The organism is Enterobacter sp. HK-058-C-ECC, from assembly GCF_047531125.1.
Classification (GTDB): domain Bacteria; phylum Pseudomonadota; class Gammaproteobacteria; order Enterobacterales; family Enterobacteriaceae; genus Enterobacter; species Enterobacter quasiroggenkampii.
Genome location: NZ_JBLKCH010000007.1, coordinates 61,412 through 80,255, shown reverse-complemented (window position 1 = coordinate 80,255; position 18,844 = coordinate 61,412). Strand labels below are relative to the sequence as shown.

15 protein-coding genes are annotated in these 18,844 nt (G+C 54.9%); 4 read left to right on the top strand and 11 right to left on the bottom strand.

Annotated features, from left to right (window positions below; genetic code table 11):
* Positions 1-27: 27 nt before the first annotated feature.
* The 3 genes from ACMWJS_RS14905 to yiaK form a co-directional block, all read right to left on the bottom strand.
* Positions 28-954: a DUF4862 family protein gene (locus ACMWJS_RS14905; protein ID WP_414747249.1), complete on the bottom strand. Its 927-nt coding sequence runs from the start codon at positions 952-954 to the stop codon at positions 28-30.
* A gap of 151 nt (positions 955-1,105) precedes the next feature.
* Positions 1,106-1,573 carry a YhcH/YjgK/YiaL family protein gene (locus ACMWJS_RS14900; RefSeq protein ID WP_049121966.1) on the bottom strand — a complete coding sequence of 156 codons (468 nt, stop codon included), beginning with the start codon at positions 1,571-1,573 and terminating at the stop codon, positions 1,106-1,108.
* A gap of 10 nt (positions 1,574-1,583) precedes the next feature.
* Positions 1,584-2,582 carry a 3-dehydro-L-gulonate 2-dehydrogenase gene (yiaK, locus tag ACMWJS_RS14895; protein ID WP_167214663.1) on the bottom strand — a complete coding sequence of 333 codons (999 nt, stop codon included), beginning with the start codon at positions 2,580-2,582 and terminating at the stop codon, positions 1,584-1,586.
* Between the two features lie 224 nt (positions 2,583-2,806).
* Between yiaK and yiaJ the strand changes: the two genes are divergently transcribed.
* Both yiaJ and ACMWJS_RS14885 read left to right on the top strand, forming a co-directional pair.
* A complete protein-coding gene (yiaJ, locus tag ACMWJS_RS14890; protein WP_021242452.1) occupies positions 2,807-3,625 on the top strand; it encodes an IclR family transcriptional regulator YiaJ in 819 nt (272 codons plus the stop codon).
* Between the two features lie 3 nt (positions 3,626-3,628).
* Positions 3,629-4,084: a 4Fe-4S dicluster domain-containing protein gene (locus ACMWJS_RS14885; protein WP_024909056.1), complete on the top strand. Its 456-nt coding sequence runs from the start codon at positions 3,629-3,631 to the stop codon at positions 4,082-4,084.
* Here ACMWJS_RS14885 and ACMWJS_RS14880 read toward each other — a convergent pair.
* The 4 genes from ACMWJS_RS14880 to ACMWJS_RS14865 form a co-directional block, all read right to left on the bottom strand.
* Positions 4,068-5,786, bottom strand: coding sequence for a ShlB/FhaC/HecB family hemolysin secretion/activation protein (locus ACMWJS_RS14880; RefSeq protein ID WP_069720493.1), 1,719 nt, complete (start codon positions 5,784-5,786; stop codon positions 4,068-4,070). The two genes, ACMWJS_RS14885 and ACMWJS_RS14880, sit on opposite strands and share 17 nt — an antisense overlap.
* 90 nt (positions 5,787-5,876) lie before the next feature.
* Positions 5,877-7,109 (bottom strand): collagen-like triple helix repeat-containing protein, encoded by a 1,233-nt coding sequence (locus ACMWJS_RS14875; RefSeq protein ID WP_414747248.1) that lies wholly within the window; start codon positions 7,107-7,109, stop codon positions 5,877-5,879.
* 305 nt (positions 7,110-7,414) lie between these two features.
* A complete protein-coding gene (avtA, locus tag ACMWJS_RS14870) occupies positions 7,415-8,671 on the bottom strand; it encodes a valine--pyruvate transaminase (RefSeq protein ID WP_045907877.1) in 1,257 nt (418 codons plus the stop codon).
* Between the two features lie 236 nt (positions 8,672-8,907).
* Positions 8,908-10,938 (bottom strand): alpha-amylase, encoded by a 2,031-nt coding sequence (locus ACMWJS_RS14865; RefSeq protein WP_414747247.1) that lies wholly within the window; start codon positions 10,936-10,938, stop codon positions 8,908-8,910.
* 314 nt (positions 10,939-11,252) lie between these two features.
* On the opposite strand from ACMWJS_RS14865, the gene ACMWJS_RS14860 reads away from it, so the two are divergent.
* Positions 11,253-12,077, top strand: a complete 825-nt coding sequence (locus ACMWJS_RS14860; protein WP_048028064.1) for a protein bax — start codon at positions 11,253-11,255, stop codon at positions 12,075-12,077.
* A gap of 39 nt (positions 12,078-12,116) precedes the next feature.
* On the opposite strand, the gene xylR is transcribed toward ACMWJS_RS14860, so the two are convergent.
* The 4 genes from xylR to xylF all read right to left on the bottom strand — a co-directional run bounded on the left by xylR (position 12,117) and on the right by xylF (position 17,094).
* Complete coding sequence (xylR, locus tag ACMWJS_RS14855; protein ID WP_021242460.1) at positions 12,117-13,295, bottom strand: D-xylose utilization transcriptional activator XylR; 1,179 nt, start codon at positions 13,293-13,295, stop codon at positions 12,117-12,119.
* A gap of 33 nt (positions 13,296-13,328) precedes the next feature.
* On the bottom strand, positions 13,329-14,510 hold the full coding sequence (gene xylH, locus ACMWJS_RS14850; RefSeq protein WP_229226531.1) for a xylose ABC transporter permease XylH: 1,182 nt from the start codon (positions 14,508-14,510) through the stop codon (positions 13,329-13,331).
* On the bottom strand, positions 14,488-16,029 hold the full coding sequence (locus ACMWJS_RS14845) for a xylose ABC transporter ATP-binding protein (protein ID WP_111967672.1): 1,542 nt from the start codon (positions 16,027-16,029) through the stop codon (positions 14,488-14,490). Before ACMWJS_RS14845 ends, xylH begins: the two co-directional genes overlap by 23 nt.
* Before the next feature lie 72 nt (positions 16,030-16,101).
* Positions 16,102-17,094 (bottom strand): D-xylose ABC transporter substrate-binding protein, encoded by a 993-nt coding sequence (gene xylF / locus ACMWJS_RS14840; protein ID WP_414747246.1) that lies wholly within the window; start codon positions 17,092-17,094, stop codon positions 16,102-16,104.
* Between the two features lie 371 nt (positions 17,095-17,465).
* Here xylF and xylA point away from each other — a divergent pair, with 371 nt between their 5' ends.
* Positions 17,466-18,788, top strand: a complete 1,323-nt coding sequence (gene xylA / locus ACMWJS_RS14835; RefSeq protein ID WP_086374966.1) for a xylose isomerase — start codon at positions 17,466-17,468, stop codon at positions 18,786-18,788.
* Positions 18,789-18,844 lie beyond the last annotated feature (56 nt).

The following is an 18,844-nucleotide window of genomic DNA, read 5'->3' as shown; positions in this document are numbered from 1 at the left end:
GGTAACCGGAATAAACTTTTCTTATTGTTATTGCGTTGCTTTATTCATTGCGCTAATACCGTCGCGTAAAATGGCGATGCGATGGCTGACATCAGCATTAGCATTTATTTCCAGTAATTTAATACCGGAGAATTTCAACGTTGCGGCGCTCGCCGCAGTAAAGAGTGCTTTTGCACGTTCAGTGGACATCAGACTGTCGGCACAGAAGGAGGAAAATGGTGCGTGCAGATCCTGCCATTCACCGTATTCCCCGCCGGGGGTGGTGCCTGAAAACATCAGCGCACCCAGTTTCCTGGCATTAAGCGCGGCCTGAACGTGGTCAAGGGGAAGGGTGGTGTTACGGCCTTCGATGGCCGACCGCGCCCAGTTGATGCAGACGCTGATATCCGTGTCTTTCACCACCTCCAGCACCTGCTCCAGTGGCAGGAAGCCCTTGCGCGGTGCCGGGCCGTTCATGGCATCGCAGTGTTCCAGCACCAGATCGCAGTCCCAGTCCCAGCCCGCGATTTCCCGAACCGAGCGGGAAAACGCTTCTGTAGCCTGTTCGACGGAAGCATTGCCCGCCTGCGGGGCGGCCTGCATTTCCAGAGCAATCACTTTGCCTGGATAACGGGCATTCACGGCGTTAATTTTTTGGTGCAAATGTCGGTAAAAGTCCACGCATGCTTTACGCTGCGCGTCGTCAGCCGAGGCCAGGCCAAATGCGCCGTTGCTGCCGCGGCGGCGCATGGTTTCCATTACTGCCGTGACCACGATTTGCCAGTCCCCCGGGGTATGGCGGAACAGCCATTCGTCACCAAGGGGATGAAGATTTTCAAGGCAAGGTTGTTCCAGCCCGCGAATATTCGGCGTGTCGGAAAGTTCCCGCCAGAAGGTTTGTTCTTCTTGTTCCCCTTTATGGTGAAACGAGGGTGCGCAGGGGTACGCACCAATAATAAAACTGGTATTGGTCATTTCGCGTTCCTGTATTTATACCCGTCATACTTCAAGTTGCATGTGCGTTGGCTGCGCTCGTTCAGCCCAGTCACTTACTTATGTAAGCTCCTGGAGATTCACTCTCTTGCCGCCTTCCTGCAACTCGAATTATTTAGGGTATATCAGAAAATTAATCTAATTCGCTGATTGCCACTTTCACCACAATTTTACGAATTGTGGTTTCCTTGTTTTTAATACAGGCAGGACGGTGCACATCCTGCGGAAAAAATATGGCATAGCTGCCGGGTGTCATTTCGATAAACGACTCATTTTCACTGTCGTGATAAAAAATAATATCGCGCTGTTCCAGTAATGATTCGCTTATTTCGTTATTACCGGTATCAATCGCGATACCGATTTTCTCTTCACCCCAGGCCAGGAACTGGATATCCAGATAGCGGCGATGCACTTCCGGGCGATTCTCATGCAGATCCTTTGTTGTCAGATCCAGAACCTGGGCAAAAATGTTGCGACCTTCAATTTCTACTACGCCTGGCGCCAGGAGAGAGAAATCCGTCGTGCGCAGAAAATGAAGGGCTTTTTCAATTGCCCGCGGCAGGCGACACGGATTTGGCTGGGAAATATGTCCGAATATCATGGCCCACTCCTTACAGAGACTGGATTTTCGCCCACACGCTGTCGTCAACCGTGATGCCGTTGCAGCGGTTCTCTTCAAGTAAACGGGTAAATTCATGCCCCGGCAGGCGGATGGCGACATTCTCATCCGCGCGTTCGGCGGTGGTGATGAAGTCCATAATGCGCTGCAGTTTGGCATCGCGGGTTGGGCCATCGATCAGACGATCCACCTCAATGGCGATGAAGATCTGCGATACGCCGTACTCGTCGCTGTTGTCCTGGGTCACTTCCGCGACGGAAGATCCGTTTGAGAGCAGGGTGGCGATCATATCGAGGACGATGGATAAGCCGGACCCTTTCCAGTAGCCCATGGGCAGAATACGGCGGTTTTTCTCGATCACGCCCGGCTCTCTGGTGAGGTGACCTTCGTCGTCAAAGCCGCCATCTACCGGCAACGCGCGCCCGGCCAGGCGGTTCACCTCCAGCATGCCGTAGGAGAACATCGACATCGACATGTCGACCATGGTGATAGGGTTCGACGGAATGGCAACGATCAGCGGGTTCGTGCCGATGCAGCACTCTTTTGATCCCCACGCGGGCATCACGGCAATCGAGTTGGTCCAGCAAATGCCGATATAGCCCTTCTCCGCCGCCTGCCAGCCGTAGCTGCCGCCGCGCATCCAGTGGTTCGCGTTACGCAGTGCCACCAGACCAATGCCGTGATCGGACGCCAGCTCGGTGGCGCGATCCATCATCTTCTTCGCCGTCAGGTTGCCAATGGAGCGCTGCGCATCCCACTGTTCGATGGCGCCTAATGTCATCACCCGTTTGGGCTGGGCGTCAGGAATGATATCCCCTGCATCAAGCTGCTGAATAAAGCGCGGGAAGCGGTTCACACCATGCGAATAGACGCCGGATTCCGTAGTGCGGGCAAACATCTCGGCGCAAGCGTCTGCGGTTTCCGCTTTTATGCCGCGATCGAGCAGAACCCGATTGAACGCCGCTTTCAACTCTTCGAAGGTCACTTTCATCCCTGTTCTCCTGTTCTTTTAAGGGCAAGTGTGAGTGCTTTTTTATCGATAAATTCCACTATGCGAAATCTGATTTCAAATATAGCGATCAAATTTTGTCAGATCAACGACATTCATGTTTTTCAAAATCGATTAAAATCAACTGGTTGTGTTTTTTCTGTTGAGATCGTGAACTGACCCACACTTTGCGCTACCATCAGGTCGCGATGAAAAGGAGCCATGTAATGAGCATGAAAGAGAGCGAAATGACGCAAGAAAAAGAGAGGCCAGCAGGCAGCCAGAGCTTGTTTCGCGGCCTGATGCTGATTGAGATCCTCAGCAACTATCCGAACGGGTGTCCGCTTGCGCATTTATCGGAACTGGCGGGGCTGAACAAGAGCACCGTGCACCGCTTGCTGCAGGGGCTACAGTCGTGCGGGTACGTGACCCCGGCACCCGCCGCGGGAAGCTATCGCCTGACCACCAAATTTATCGCCGTCGGGCAAAAGGCGCTGTCGTCGCTGAATATCATTCACGTGGCTGCTCCGCACCTCGAAGCGCTGAACATTGCGACCGGCGAGACGGTGAACTTCTCCAGCCGGGAAGATGACCACGCAATCCTGATTTATAAGCTCGAACCGACAACCGGTATGCTGCGCACGCGCGCCTATATCGGCCAGCATATGCCGCTCTACTGCTCCGCGATGGGCAAGATCTACATGGCGTTTGGCCACCAGGATTACGTGGCGAGCTACTGGGAAAGCCATCAGGAACAGATCCAACCTTTGACGCGCAACACCATCACTGAACTGAGCGCCATGTATGATGAACTGGCGGAAATTCGCGATCGCAGCATGGCGATGGACAAAGAAGAGAACGAGCTGGGCGTCTCCTGTATTGCCGTGCCGGTGTTTGATATTCACGGCCGCGTCCCGTATGCGATCTCTATCTCGCTATCGACGTCGCGCATGAAGCAGGTGGGCGAGAAGAACCTGCTCAAACCGCTGCGCGAAACGGCAGAGGCTATCTCAAAAGAGCTGGGTTTTAACGTACGCGAGGCGTAACAGATGAACCGATTTATCATGGCGGATGCGGAAAAATGCATCGGGTGCCGCACCTGTGAAGTGGCCTGTGCGGTCGCGCATCAGGACGATTTCACCGCGCAGGCTTTTACCTCCCGCCTTCGGGTGGTGAAAGGGGACGACTTCACAACGGCGGTGGGGTGCCATCAGTGCGAGGACGCCCCCTGTGCCAACGTCTGCCCAACCCATGCCATCAGCCGTACGGCGGGCGCCTGGCTTGTTGAGCAGACGCGCTGTATTGGCTGCAAGAGCTGTATGGTCGCCTGTCCGTTTGGGGCGATGCAGGTACGGCTGGTGGGAAACAGGGCACAAGCGCTGAAATGTGATTTGTGCCGTCATCGCGAAGGCGGACCGGCCTGCGTGGAGGCCTGTCCAACCCACGCGCTGCGCTGCGTTGATCCTGTCAGTATTCGGGCTGAAAGGCTTACTGCATTTTATTGAAATTCCACGTAAATGTCAGACTGTAGCGCCAGTCTCTGTTGCGACTGTCTGTCGGAACATCCCCTACGGGTCTTGCCGCCTCAACCGTGACGCTATAGTGGCGGGTATCGCCTACCATCACGCCGGCCGCCACTGACCCGAGCCGCTGATGAGGCAAGCCGGAGGTGTTAAACCAGGTTTGCGCGGTATCGGCCAGGATGTAGGGCTGGATTGTGGCAAGCCAGGTACTCTCTTTTCGCATCTGGATATAGCGCAGTTCTACCTGCCCGCCATAGCCGTAATCACCGCTTGCTTCACTGTCCTGGTATCCACGGCCAAACCGCTGGGCACCGAAGCTAACGCGTTCGGGTTCTGGCAACGTGTTATTTGACCAGTCACCCTCCCAGGACGTTGAAAGCCGCCACTTGTCGGCAAACAGCCAGGCTGCGTCCAGATAGCTTTTCGTGAGCGTAAAATTCATATCGGGTCTGGGGGCCGAGACGATATCGGCACCCATCGCATCAATGCCCTGACGCACGTTGAGTCGGCCGCTGATGCTGGCGGTTGTGAACTGATGCGCACCATTAACGCCCACTTCCAGCGCCGGATAACGCGCGTGTTGGTTGACGGAGTCCAGACGATAGGTTTTGCCCTGCAGTCTGGCCTGAAGAGCATAATCATCCTGGCGGTCGGTGTAATCAAAACCGCCGGTCAGATTAATTTGTGATTTTTGCGTCAGCAGCAGGGGATAGCCAAACGTCACGCCACCGTTGTATTGCGTTGTTTTTTGCTTCGAATCGACGCTGATATTATTCGGCAAAGAGAGCAGGGGCGAAAAATCTCGCGGATCTTCGCGGTAATAGCTGCCTTTGAGCTGCATCGTCAGCCCTTCATCGTTTAAAAACTGCTGCCAGTTGAGCCCGACATAGTTTTTTCGCGTGTTGCTATCTAACGGCACAAGCGTGGCCACGCCAAGCTGATCGCCATAACTTGTCATGTTGCTGAGCGTGCCGTTCAGCATCATTAAATCTTGCCCTTTACGGGTATCGATCGTCGAGGCGATATTCCAGCTCCGCTCCTGGTTGCCGGTTATTTGCATTGCCGCCGCGCCATAGATATTGGTTGGCAACTGTGCGTTAGCCGTGACCGGAACGTTCGGGGTGCGCGTCATCAGTTGGCTGTAGCGATCGAACGTATCCTGAGACAGCGGTTTTTCCGCCATGATTTTTTCGGACAAACGTTTAAGGCGTTCGGCGATGTGCGGGTTATTACTGGTGATGTCGCTGTGAGCGACATAGCCTTCAACCAGAACAATTTTAATATTCCCCTGCTGGAAATTATTATCGGGCAGCCAGGCATAGGAGAGCGGAAAACCGTCGGCCTTATAGCGCGCCGTAATATCGTTTACCAGCCCGGTGAGCGTTTTTAGCGGCACGGTTTTTCCGGCATAAGGCCTGAAGGGCTGAAGTAATTCCTGCAAGGGATAACGCGTGCCGCCAATAAACTGAATGTGATTAATGGTAATGGGTGTTTCAGGCGTCAGCGTTGACTGCGGTTTTTCTATTTTGACTTTCGGCTGCGGGACGGCCTCCGTCTGTTCGGGGGCAACGTTACGAGAAACTTGCGCCGGGTTATCAGGGTTAATAATAGAGGGCAGTGTATCGGCGCGGGCCATGCTCAGCACAACCAGCCCCGTCAGCGAAAAAAGGAAGTGGTGTTTCATCGCGCTATCCCTGTTCATCATTCCCGGTTAGGGGGAGTGTCGCTGTATAAAGCGCCCCTGAACCAGGGGCGCAGAATGACAATAAGCAGGTTACTGTTTTGGCGTCAGCAGACCGGTGGTTAACGTGTTGAGTCCGTTAATCGGATTCGCTGTTGACGTATTTTGACTTGATGTTGTTGCTGCGTTGGCCGTAACGCCTGCAGTCAGGGTATTGAGGGTCGTATTGACCGTTGCACCCAGACTGTTGTTCGTGGCCGCCACATTTGCATTGGCTGTGAGAGAGCCTGAACTTCCTCCCGTTGTCGAAGAGGCGGGTTTGACCAGCGTACCGCTATCCGTGACCGTCTGGCCGACATTTTGAACGACCTGACCGACACCGCTAAGCCCGCTATTGCTGCTGCTAATGTTGGTCCCCACGCCGCTGACGGTGCCACCCACCTGGGTCAGCAGACCGTTGACCGGTGTGCCGAGACCCGTTGTGGTGCCTACGCTTTGCGTCACGCCTTGTACTCCGCCCAGCGTCTTGTTAGCCAGGGTCGTGGTATCGGTTGTTACCTGAGTGACCGCAGGGCTGCTTACCGTGTTGGTGAGACCCGTGCCGGTGTTACTGACCAGTTGCCCGGTGCTGTTGACCACGCTGCCCGTCAGTCCGGTTACGCCGCTGACCGGTGTTCCGGAAGTGGAGCTCGCCAGGCCCGTGCCTACTGTTGAAACGGTATTGCCAAGGGAGGTGACGGACGTGGTCACGCCTTTAACCGTTGTGCCCACACCGTTCGGGTTGTTTGGATCGCCAACGCCAGTCGTGACGCCTGTCCCCACGGTGGACACGGCACTGCCAACACCGCTGACGGTGGTTGAAACGGTTGACGTGACGGGGTTATTTGTCGGAAGCTGGCTTCCAAGGCCATCCACCGTCGATCCGACGCTGGTTACGGTTTTACCGGCATCACCCAGTATCGTATTTACGCCTGCGGTAGTGGTTCCGCCACCGCCCGTGTTGCCTGTTCCGGTTCCTCCGCTGCCATTGCCTCCTGAGCCTGAGCCTGAGCCTGAGCCCGATCCTGAACCAGAACCCGTTCCGCCACCAGCGCCTGTCCCGGTACCTGAACCCGTCCCGGTACCTGAGCCGTTGCTGCCCGAACCGCCATTGTTCGCGGTCGTGCCACTTCCATCACCTGAGCCGCTGCTGCTTCCCGTCGCAGGGTTATTTTTGGCCGTTGAGTGATGAGAGCCGCCACCGCTTCCACTGCAGGCAGAAAGAGAGAACGCGAGCAGTACCGCAACAGCGATAGCGCTGATGCGACTAACATTATTAGGTAGCATATGAATACTCCACGCAAAAGAACGCCGAGCGGCGTATTAGTGAGTATATGCCCTATTTTTAAATATGCATGAAAGTGTCTCTGGAAGGTATTTCCCAGCGTTGCAGAGGGTTATTTCAAAATAACAATAAGTTAAGATCTTTAATCGATGCTTAATTATTGAGGGGAAAGTTAGCGAGCGTAAATTAAAGGATTATTCCTAAGGAAACTCAAGGGGGATGATAAATAAAGCGCTACAGGATATATCCTTAATATAAGATTCAGATCACGGAAAAATAAGGCTCTTCATTTGAAGAGCCTTATTATTTAACAATTGCCTTCGCGCCAGGCTTTTTCGATCTCTTCGGCGAGAATTTTAACACCCGCTTCGATTTTTTCCGGATCGGGGACGTAGTTCATGCGCATGCACTGATGGGTATGCGGCCACGGCTTATCCAGACCTGGGAAGAAATAATCGCCCGGCACCATCAGTACGCCGCGCTTTTTCAGGCGCTGGTAAAGCAGTTCGGTGGTGATAGGTAAATCCTTAAACCACAGCCACAGGAAAATCGCCCCTTCCGGTTTGTGGATCAGGCAGCGTTCTTCCGGCAAATAGCGACGAAGTGTCGCGATCGTCTCCTGAACGCGCTGGTAGTAGAAAGGCTTGATCACGTCATTCGACAGACGCAGCAGGTCCTTGCGTTTGATCATCTCGCACATCATCGCCGGGCCAATGCCGCCCGGAGAAAGGCTGATAATGCCGTTCATATTGGTGATGGCGGTGATGATTTTCTCATTGGCGATGATGATGCCGCAGCGGCTGCCCGGCAGACCCAGCTTAGAGAGGCTCATGCACAGGACAATGTTCGGGTTCCACAGCGGACGTGCTTCGCTGAAGATAATGCCCGGGAACGGTACGCCGTAGGCGTTATCGATCACCAGCGGGATGCCGTGCTGATTTGCCAGCGCATCCAGCTTCATCAGTTCGTCATCGGTGATCACGTTGCCCGTTGGGTTAGTCGGGCGCGATACGCAGATCATGCCCGTCTCTTCGCCAATATGCAGGTGTTCAAAATCGACGTGATATTTGAACTGGCCTTCCGGCAGCAGCTCAATGTTCGGGCGCGCGGAGACGAACAGATCCTCTTCCAGGCCGGAATCAGCGTAGCCGATATACTCCGGTGCCAGCGGGAACAGCACTTTTTTGGTGGTGCCGTCGGCGCGACGTCCTGCGAACAGGTTAAACAAGTAGAAAAACGCGCTCTGGCTGCCGTTTGTTAGTGCAATATTCTGTGGTTCGATATCCCAGCCCAGCTCGTCACGCAGCATTTCGGCGAGGAGTGCCAGCAGTTCGGTTTTACCCTGCGGGCCGTCGTAATTGCAAAGCGCATCGGTTGCTTTGCCGCTTTCCAGCATCTGAGCGAGCAGGGTCTGGAAATAGGTATTCATCTCCGGGATTTGAGCCGGGTTTCCGCCGCCGAGCATGATTGCGCCCGGTGTGCGCAGCCCGTCGTTGAGGTCCTCCATCAGGCGAGTAATGCCTGAATGGCGGGTAAATTTGTCGCCGAAAAGTGAAAACGTCATAGCAGGTGATCTGTCGAGCTTATTTTGAAAGTGGGTAACCATAACGCTAGCACCGTGTTGGTGCAAATCGGGTGGTGTGGTCGGATTTGTTGTTTTATAGGGTGGAAGTGTGTTTTTGTAGTGAATAGTTCTGGTGGAATTCCCCTCACCCCGGCCCTCTCCCCAAAGGGGCGAGGGTGAAAGACTGCACCGTGCAATCCCCTCTCCCCTCTGGGGAGAGGGTTAGGGTGAGGGGGCTATTGATTACCCGCCCATACCACCATCACCTTATCGCCCTTGTGCTCGCGCACGAAGCCATACCCCTCTTTTAGCGACAGCGTGGTTTGTTTGCCTTCACCAATCGCCGGGTGACGGGCGCGGAACTGACCCAGCGTTTGCCAGTGGGCGACGGTTAAGGCCTGCTTGCCCGTGACGTCCTGCCAGTTCATATCCGAGCGGGTGCCCTGCAGCGGGTCGGAGCCTGTCGGCCCGAATGGACGCTCGGACTCATCCCCGTAATAGATTTGCACGCTGCCCGGTGCCAGCAGAAGCAGCTCCGCCGCGCGCGGGCCCCCTTCGCGGAACAGGCGCGTATCATGGGATGAGAGGTAGCTCAGCACGTTGAAGCTTTGCAGTTTCTCCGCCATCTGCTGCCAGGTGAGATCCATATCGGCCAGACAATCCACCGCTTTTGCCGCCTGCTCCTGATAATCAAAGTTAATCATCGCATCAAAACCGTGGCGGTAATAATCGCTCTGCATGACGCCGTGGCCCCAGGATTCCCCGGTCATCCAGAACGGTGCGTTGTCGAGCTTTTTATCCGGGTGAGCACCTTTCCAGGCGGCCAGCGCCTGGCTTGCCTGGTCTTTCAGCTGTTGCCAGGCCGCAAGCTCAACGTGTTTCGCGGTATCCACCCGGAAACCGTCGATGCCGTAGTCACGTACCCACTGGCTGAGCCAGTGGGTCAGGTAGTCGCGCGGGGTATAGCCCGGAATCGCTTTCGCGTGGGTATCGGGCTTGTGTTGGTAGAAATTGGGTAGCCCGGAAGGGGCGGTGGATTCCGTTTTCAGGTCGGGCAGGAACGCCAGCGACATCGTTAAATCGTCGAAGCCGGGATTATCGTAATCACCGATGTCGGTACGGATCCATTTCTTGCCCCACCATTTTTCCCATGCGGCCTTGTCGCTGAAGTTGATGTAGTCGTTGAAGCTATGCCAGGTCTGGCCTGCGCCAGGCGTCCAGTCCGTCCAGCGTTCTCCCAGCGTCTTTTTCAGTTCATCACCCTGAAGGTACAGGGCACCAAACTGAAATTCCTGCATGTCTGCCAGCGTGGCATAGCCAACGTGGTTCATGACGATATCAAACAGGATGCGAATGCCGCGCTTATGCGCCTCATCAACAAGCTGACGCAGGTCATCCTCGGTGCCCATGTTGGCATCGAGCGTTGTCCAGTCCTGGGTGTAGTAGCCGTGGTAGGCATAATGCGGGAAATCACCTTTGGTTCCGCCGCCTACCCAGCCGTGGATCTGCTCAAGCGGGGAGCTTATCCAGAGCGCATTCACCCCCAGCTGCTGCAGGTAATCGAGCTTGCTGGTCAGCCCCTTCAGATCGCCACCGTGGAACGTGCCAATCTCCTGCATGCCGTCTTTATGGCGGCCATAGCTGTTGTCGTTGCTCGGGTCGCCATTCACATAGCGGTCGGTCAGTACAAAATAGACAGTGGCGTTTTGCCAGCTAAACGGTGCCGGCTTGTCGGTTTCGGCGCGCTCAAGCAGCAGCAGGCCGTTACTGTTGGCTGCTGGCTGCAGGGTGATTTTCCCATCTTGTACGGTCGCCGTCTGTTTACTGTAGTAGTCGCGCACGACGGAGCCTTCCGGGAAGGTATGGCTGACGTCCAGCGTCAGCGGCTTACCGTCCCACTTTGGACACTGGCGGATAACGTTGGTCACCGGCTGTTCTGTCGCGCTCTGAACCGCCAGCAGCAGGGTGGGCGTGCCGGATCGGGTATCAATCCGCATCTGATATTCACCGTCGCGGAAAAGGCGCCACTGCGGCGGAGCGCCGTCACAGGGCTTGAGCGACAGCATCTCATTGAGTTTTATCGCGCCTGTGGGCTGCCAGCACGTCTTGTCAAAACTCAGCGTAAGAGGACGCGTACCCTTCGCAAGCTTTGCCTGGCTGGTGAAAATCCCGGTGCCCTCGGCGCGAAATGCGCCAAACCCCGGCGATGACCAGTCGGCATGTGCCAGTGCGGGTAACATCAGAAAGGCTATTGCGGTGCGTTTCATTCCTGGTTCCTGTCGCGGATTTTTTGACCAGTGTGCCAGCAGGCGGGCGGGAAAAACTCATCCCCTGTCGCTTTCTGCCAGGAGGATGCGTGAGGATGAGTGATCTTGCGCAAAATTAGGCAGTTATCTGCGATAACGCACACATTTTTCCGGAAATGATGTTTTTATGAGCAAGTTTCAGGTGACATAGTTTCGGAATTGGACTATTTCTATACGTGCTCTTGAAGTCTATTTTTGATATGATTTGAGATTCCGCTCTCAAATTTGTGAAAAAAATAAGGTGTTAGGATGATTACATCCGACCAGGAGACCTAATGATATCGACTCCCATTCGACGATATGGGGCTGCGATACTCATGTTACTCACCACGGCATTTTCGGGTGAGGTGCTTGCGAAGACGCACACGGATACAACGAGTAAGAAAGCCCACGTAATAAAGACGACAAGTAGTAAGGTTAGCAGTAAACAAGAGTATTCTCGCAATAGTGCAAAGAGTAGTTCACTTCCTGATTTGCGAAAATACCCTTCCGGAACACCAAGGAAAAAAGCGTTTCTCCGGACGGTAATGCCTTACATCACGAGTCAAAATGCCGCGATTACTGCGGATCGTAACTGGCTGATTTCCAAACAGTACGATAGCCGCTGGTCGCCATCAGAGCGCGCGCGTCTGAAAGATATCACGAAGCGCTACAAGCTGAGCTGGAACGGTAACACGCGTCGTGTTCCGTGGAATGCTCTTCTTGAGCGTGTGGATATCATCCCGGGCAGCATGGTTGCGACCATGGCTGCAGCCGAAAGCGGCTGGGGAACGTCTAAGCTTGCGCGTAACAACAACAACCTTTTCGGCATGAAATGCGTGAAAGGCCGTTGTACGAATGCGCCCGGCAAGGTGAAAGGCTATTCGCAGTTTGAATCCGTGAAAGATTCCGTGAACGCCTATGTGGTGAATCTGAACACGCACCCGGCCTACTCATCGTTCCGTAAATCACGCGCTCAGCTGCGTAAAGCGGACCAGGAAGTGACGGCCAGTACGATGATCCACAAGCTGAAAGGGTATTCGACTAAGGGACAGAGCTATAACAACTATCTGTTCGCTATGTACCAGGATAACCAGCGCTTAATCGCCGCTCATATGTAATCTCAAAAAAACGCCTTCCACTGGAAGGCGTTTTCTTTTCTAGATCAGCACCTCGCTGTGGCGATCCCGATACTCCTTCGGCGTGGTGTCATACTCTTTGCGGAACACCGAGTAGAAATATTGCAGCGACGGGTAACCGCACATCTGCGAAATTTCGTTGATCGACAGCGACGTGGAGATGAGCAGGCTGCGTGCTTTCTCCAGCTTTTCAGCATGGATGACGGCATGAATGGTTTCGCCCACCTCTTCTTTAAAACGCTTCTCCAGATTCGAACGCGAAATGCCCACCGAATCCAGTACCTGATCGACTTTAATCCCTTTGCAGGCGTGGTTGCGAATATAGTGCATGGCCTGAATAACGGCCGGGTCGCTTAAGGAGCGATAATCGGTTGAGCGACGTTCTACGACGCGAACAGGAGGCACCAGCAGGCGCTGAAGCGGCAGAGATTCTTTATCCAGCAGACGGTGCAGCAGCTTCGCCGCCTGATAGCCCATTTGACGCGTGCCCTGAGCCACGGAAGAGAGCGCCACGCGGGACAGGTAGCGGGTAAGCTCTTCGTTATCGATGCCAATCACGCACAGTTTTTCGGGCACCGGAATGTGTAAGTGTTCGCAGACCTGCAGCACGTGCCGCGCGCGGGCGTCCGTCACGGCAATAATCCCTGTTTGCGGCGGCAGCGTTTGCAGCCAGTCAGCGAGACGGTTCTGCGCGTGCTGCCAGTTTTCCGGGGCGGTTTCCAGCCCCTGATAGACCACGCCGCGATACTTCTCCTGCGCGACCAACTGGCAAAACGCGTGCTCACGCTCAACGGCCCAGCGCTTGCCGCTGGTGGCGGGTAAACCATAAAACGCGAAGCGATGGACGCCTTTCTCTTTTAAATGGAGAAACGCGGCCTCGACCAGGGCATGGTTATCGGTGGCAATATAGTGAACCGGCGGATAGTGTTCAGGCGAATGGTAGGAGCCGCCGACGCCCACGATCGGAACGTCGACGTCGGTCAGCAGTTGCTCAATGACGGGGTCGTCATAGTCGGCGATAACGCCATCGCCAAGCCAGTCTTTGATGTTCTCCAGACGGGTGCGAAAATCTTCCTCAATAAAGATATCCCACTCGGATTGCGACGCCTGCAAATATTCACCCACGCCTTCTACCACCTGACGGTCGTAGGCTTTGTTGGCATTGAATAACAACGTAATGCGGTGACGCTTTTCAAACATGGCTCACTTCCCAATTAAGTCACAATACTGTTATCAGGCCCGTCGCTTGGTGGCCGAGTCCATCCAGACTGCCAGTAAAAGAATGGCCCCCTTGACGATATACTGCCAAAACGTCGGGACGTCCATCATACTCATCCCGTTATCCAACGACGCCATGATAAATGCCCCCATGACCGCGCCCGCGACGCTGCCGATACCCCCTGCGAGGCTGGTGCCGCCAATAACGCAGGCGGCGATAGCATCCAGCTCGGCGATGTTACCGGCGGAGGGTGAACCCGCCCCCAGACGCGAGCTGAGGATCAACCCGGCGATGGCGACCATCAGGCCGTTAATGGCGAAGACCGCGAGTTTGGTGCGTTCAACGTTAATGCCCGAGAGGCGGGCAGCCTCAAGGTTGCCGCCGATGGCATAAATACGGCGGCCAAACGCGGTGCGCGTGGCCATAAACATGCCGCCCAGCAGCAAAAGCGTCAGCAGCAGCACGGGGGTCGGAACACCGCGATAGTCGTTTAAAAGCCAGATGGCGCCCAGCACAATGACGGCAGTGAGCGTCTGACGTCCCACCACCGACGTGGATGCTGGCGACGCCAGCCCCAGCGCCTGACGACGCATGCGTCCACGCCACTGCCACGCGACAAATGCCAGCAATCCCGCCACGCCGATGGTAAAGCCCACACCATCCGGGAGGTAGCTCTGACCAATCTGCGACATGGCCGCACTGGTCGGGGAGACGGTGGTGCCGTTAGTAATGCCGATTAAGATCCCACGGAAGGCCAGCATCCCCGCCAGGGTGACAATGAACGACGGCACTTTACGGTAGGCTACCCACCAGCCGTTCCAGGCCCCCAGTACCAGCCCCAATACCAGCGTGACCGCCACGGTCAGCGGCAGCGGCCAGCCGAGCCAGACGTCAAAAATCGCCGCCACACCGCCGAGGAGCCCCATCATTGAACCGACCGACAGATCGATTTCCGCGGAGATAATCACGAACACCATGCCGACGGCCAGAATGCCGGTGATAGCTGTCTGGCGGAGCAGGTTAGAGACGTTACGCGCGCTGAGGTACGAACCATCGGTCATCCAGGTAAAGAAGAGCATGATGACGATAATCGCCGCGATCATCACGAAAACCTGCAGGTTCAGCGCTTTTAGCCCTGCGAACGCACCGGGCGTCGGAACGGCGACTTTGATATCAGACGGGTTGCTTTTCGACATGACGTTCGCTCCTTAAAGCGGCTTCCATCACCTGCTCCTGCGTCAGGTTCTGGTTAATCAGGTTGGCTTTCAGTTTTCCCTCGTGCATGACCAGTACACGGTCGCTCAGGCCGAGCACTTCGGGTAACTCAGACGAAATGACAATGACGGCAATCCCTTGCTGTACAAGCTGATTAATCAGTTTGTAGATTTCATATTTGGCACCGATATCAATTCCGCGCGTCGGCTCATCAAGGATTAATATGCGTGGATTGAGAAGCAGGCAGCGCGCCAGAATCGCCTTCTGCTGGTTGCCGCCGCTCAGGCGGCCAATGGCCAGTTCCGGTGAGGAGGTTTTGACCTTCAATCGGGCGAGTGACTGAAGGATGCACTGCTGCTCGGCGGCATCGTCCAGGCTGCTCAGCGCGCCGGAGAAGCGATCGAGCGCCGCCAGCGTAATGTTTTTCCCCACCGCCATAACCGGCACGATGCCGTCTTTTTTGCGGTCTTCCGGCACCATAGCAATGCCGCGGGCGATCGCCTGCTGGCAGTTGTCGATTTTCACCGGCTGGCCGTCGATATAAATCGTGCCCTCCCAGCGCCCTGGCCACACGCCAAACAGACACTGTACGGCCTCCGTGCGCCCGGCGCCGACTAACCCGGCGATACCGAGGATTTCGCCGCTGTGCAGAGAAAACGAGACGTTATTCACACGCTTGATGTGGCGGTTAACGGGGTGCCACGCGGTCAGATTTTCCACGCGCAACACTTCATCACCTTTGGTGTGAGGCTCATTCGGGTAGAGCGCCGTCAGCTCGCGTCCTACCATCATGGTGATGATGTCATCCTCACTCATGCCCGCGGCTTCACGCGTGCCGATGTGCTGCCCGTCGCGGATCACGCAGATGGTGTCCGAAATGGCTTTAACCTCGTTCAGTTTGTGCGAAATGTAGATGCAGGCGATGCCGTGATTTTGCAGATCGCGAATGATATCGAGCAGTACCGCAGTTTCCTGTTCGGTGAGCGAGGCCGTGGGCTCATCAAGGATCAGCAGCCTGACCTGTTTATTGAGCGCTTTAGCGATTTCAACCAGCTGCTGTTGCCCCAGTCCCAGGTCGCCCACGCGGGTGTCCGGTGAAATGCTGAGGCTCACCTGCGCGAGCAGCTTTTCACAACGTAGCGTCATGGTGTCGTAATCCAGCACGCCGTGGCGGGAAATTTCGGCCCCAAGGAAAATGTTCTCCAGCACGGTGAGATGCTTCACCAGCGCCAGTTCCTGGTGGATGATGGCGATGCCTTTACGTTCGGTATCACGAATGTGAGTCGCCTGGATAACTTCGCCAGCAAAAACGATTTCGCCTTCGTAACTGCCATACGGGTAGATCCCGCACAACACTTTCATCAACGTTGACTTGCCTGAGCCGTTCTCGCCACACAGCGAAACGACTTCGCCGGGGTTCAACCGGAGACTGACGTTATCGACGGCTTTCACCGTGCCGAAGCGCTTGGTGATGCTTTTCATTTCAAGTAAATAAGGCATAACTGCTCCACATAAACCGAGGGAAGAACAGTACAACGTGATGCGCCCCTGCAAAGCAGGGGCCGCGCCGGATTACAGTTCGCTCTTCTTGTGGAAGCCGTCTTTAATGACGGTGGCGTCAATGTTCTCTTTATTGACTTCAATAGGGGTGAGCAGGCGAGCCGGAACGTCTTTCAGCCCGTTATTCAGCGTTGCGTCTGCGTTAGGTTGCTTGCCATTGCCCAGTTCCACGGCGATTTCCGCCGCCGTATTGGCAAGCTCGGTAATCGGTTTGTAGACCGTCATGGTTTGGGTGCCTGCGATAATGCGTTTTACGCCAGCCAGATCGGCATCCTGTCCAGAAATGGCGACTTTACCCGCCAGCCCCTGGGCGCTTAATGCCTGAATCGCACCGCCTGCGGTGGCATCGTTGGAGGCCACAACCGCATCAATTTTGTTGTTGTTGGCCGTCAGCGCATTTTCCATAATCTTCAGCGCGTTTTCTGGCAGCCAGCCGTCGGCCCATTGATCGCCAACCACTTTAATTTTCCCGTTGTCGATGTACGGTTTAAGGACCTTCATTTGCCCTTCGCGGAACAGCTTGGCGTTGTTATCCACCGGAGAGCCGCCCATCAGGAAATAATTGCCCTGAGGCACTTTGTCGATCAGGCTTTGTGCCTGTAATTCGCCGACTTTTTCATTATCGAACGAAATATAATAATCAATGTCCGCATTATTAATCATGCGGTCATAAGCCAGCACTTTTATGCCTTCTTGTTTGGCTTCTTTCACCACGTTACTTAATACCTGGCCGTTATAGGGGATAATGACCAGCACATCGACGCCACGGTTAATCATATTCTCGATCTGCGACATTTGCGTTTCTTCGTTGCCGTTAGCCGACTGAACAAACACGTTGGCGCCGAGGGATTCCGCTTTTTTTACAAAGATATCGCGATCTTTTTGCCAGCGTTCCAGGCGCAGGTCGTCAATCGCCATGCCAATTTTGACCTCTTTGGCATGACCGGCAAAACTGGCAAGCAGGAGCGTAGTGCAGAGCGTTAGGGGCAGGTTCTTTATCTTCATAATTATTAGGCCTTTTTGTAGGGGTATGTGTTGCTGAGATAAAAGAAACATTCACTGCTGAGACGCAGCAAATTTTTAACGCGGAAAGGCGGGCTGGCAATTACAGATTTTTATCTTCTCATTACGATATTTGGTTTATTTCTGAATTTATGACCGCGATCGGATTTTAAAATACGTAACGTCTTAATTACATTTGATTCTGGAATCCGCGCCGAAAAATAGTTTGTCTGCGCATTATTTTGCGAGCCAGCGCACAGTTGTGCATTCTCTCAATAGCAGTGTGAAATAACGTAATTGAGCAACCCAAAATGTCTATTCACTATTACTCCTGTATCAACGACTCGCCGCATACCCTGATTATGGAGCTCAATATGCAAGCTTATTTCGACCAACTCGATCGTGTTCGTTACGAAGGCCCGAAAACGACCAATCCTTTAGCATTTCGTCACTACAACCCGGATGAGCTGGTGCTGGGTAAGCGCATGGAAGATCATCTGCGCTTTGCCGCCTGTTACTGGCATACCTTCTGCTGGAACGGTGCCGATATGTTCGGCGTGGGCTCCTTTGACCGCCCATGGCAGCAGCCGGGTGAGGCCATCGAACTGGCAAAGCGCAAAGCCGATGTGGCGTTTGAGTTCTTCCACAAGCTGAACGTGCCGTACTACTGCTTCCATGACGTCGACGTGTCACCGGAAGGCGCATCGCTGAAAGAGTATCTGAACAACTTTGCGCAGATGGTGGATGTACTGGCGGCAAAGCAGCAGCAAAGCGGCGTGAAGCTGCTCTGGGGCACGGCAAACTGCTTCACTAACCCACGCTACGGCGCGGGTGCGGCAACCAACCCGGATCCGGAAGTGTTTAGCTGGGCAGCCACGCAGGTGGTGACGGCAATGAATGCCACGCATCAGCTGGGCGGCGAAAACTATGTCCTCTGGGGTGGCCGTGAAGGATATGAAACGCTGCTGAACACCGATCTGCGTCAGGAGCGCGAGCAGATTGGCCGCTTTATGCAGATGGTTGTCGACCACAAGCACAAAATTGGCTTCCGCGGCACGCTGCTGATTGAGCCGAAGCCGCAGGAGCCGACGAAGCATCAGTATGACTACGACGTGGCGACGGTGTATGGCTTCCTGAAGCAGTTCGGTCTGGAAAAAGAAATCAAAGTGAACATTGAAGCCAACCACGCCACACTGGCGGGCCACTCTTTCCACCACGAGATCGCGTCTGCGATTGCGCTGGGCATCTTTGGCTCGGTCGATGCTAACCGCGGCGACGCGCAGCTGGGCTGGGACACAGACCAGTTCCCGAACAGCGTGGAAGAGAATGCGCTGGTGATGTACGAAATCATCAAAGCGGGTGGTTTCACTACCGGCGGCCTGAACTTTGACGCCAAAGTGCGTCGCCAGAGCACCGACAAATACGATCTGTTCTACGGCCACATTGGCGCGATGGACACCATGGCGCTGGCGCTGAAAGTGGCGGCACGTATGATTGAAGACGGCGAGCTCGATAAACGCGTGGCGAAGCGTTACAGCGGCTGGAACAGTGAGCTGGGCCAGCAAATTTTGAAAGGTCAGTTATCACTTGCGGACATCGCGAAGTACGCTGAACAACATCAGCTGGCACCGCAGCACCAGAGCGGGCACCAGGAGCTGTTGGAAAATCTGGTCAATCACTACCTGTTCGATAAATAACAGCACGTAGGCCCGGTAAGCGTTAGCGCCACCGGGCATTTCTGTTAAAGGAGTCA

What these genes read in the sequence shown, in the direction of transcription:
- ACMWJS_RS14905 (WP_414747249.1), bottom strand. Translation starts at nt 954, where the DNA reads ATGACCAATACCAGTTTTATTATTGGTGCGTACCCCTGCGCACCCTCG.
- ACMWJS_RS14900 (WP_049121966.1), bottom strand. Translation starts at nt 1,573, where the DNA reads ATGATATTCGGACATATTTCCCAGCCAAATCCGTGTCGCCTGCCGCGG.
- yiaK (WP_167214663.1), bottom strand. Translation starts at nt 2,582, where the DNA reads ATGAAAGTGACCTTCGAAGAGTTGAAAGCGGCGTTCAATCGGGTTCTG.
- yiaJ (WP_021242452.1), top strand. Translation starts at nt 2,807, where the DNA reads ATGAGCATGAAAGAGAGCGAAATGACGCAAGAAAAAGAGAGGCCAGCA.
- ACMWJS_RS14885 (WP_024909056.1), top strand. Translation starts at nt 3,629, where the DNA reads ATGAACCGATTTATCATGGCGGATGCGGAAAAATGCATCGGGTGCCGC.
- ACMWJS_RS14880 (WP_069720493.1), bottom strand. Translation starts at nt 5,786, where the DNA reads ATGAAACACCACTTCCTTTTTTCGCTGACGGGGCTGGTTGTGCTGAGC.
- ACMWJS_RS14875 (WP_414747248.1), bottom strand. Translation starts at nt 7,109, where the DNA reads ATGCTACCTAATAATGTTAGTCGCATCAGCGCTATCGCTGTTGCGGTA.
- avtA (WP_045907877.1), bottom strand. Translation starts at nt 8,671, where the DNA reads ATGACGTTTTCACTTTTCGGCGACAAATTTACCCGCCATTCAGGCATT.
- ACMWJS_RS14865 (WP_414747247.1), bottom strand. Translation starts at nt 10,938, where the DNA reads ATGAAACGCACCGCAATAGCCTTTCTGATGTTACCCGCACTGGCACAT.
- ACMWJS_RS14860 (WP_048028064.1), top strand. Translation starts at nt 11,253, where the DNA reads ATGATATCGACTCCCATTCGACGATATGGGGCTGCGATACTCATGTTA.
- xylR (WP_021242460.1), bottom strand. Translation starts at nt 13,295, where the DNA reads ATGTTTGAAAAGCGTCACCGCATTACGTTGTTATTCAATGCCAACAAA.
- xylH (WP_229226531.1), bottom strand. Translation starts at nt 14,510, where the DNA reads ATGTCGAAAAGCAACCCGTCTGATATCAAAGTCGCCGTTCCGACGCCC.
- ACMWJS_RS14845 (WP_111967672.1), bottom strand. Translation starts at nt 16,029, where the DNA reads ATGCCTTATTTACTTGAAATGAAAAGCATCACCAAGCGCTTCGGCACG.
- xylF (WP_414747246.1), bottom strand. Translation starts at nt 17,094, where the DNA reads ATGAAGATAAAGAACCTGCCCCTAACGCTCTGCACTACGCTCCTGCTT.
- xylA (WP_086374966.1), top strand. Translation starts at nt 17,466, where the DNA reads ATGCAAGCTTATTTCGACCAACTCGATCGTGTTCGTTACGAAGGCCCG.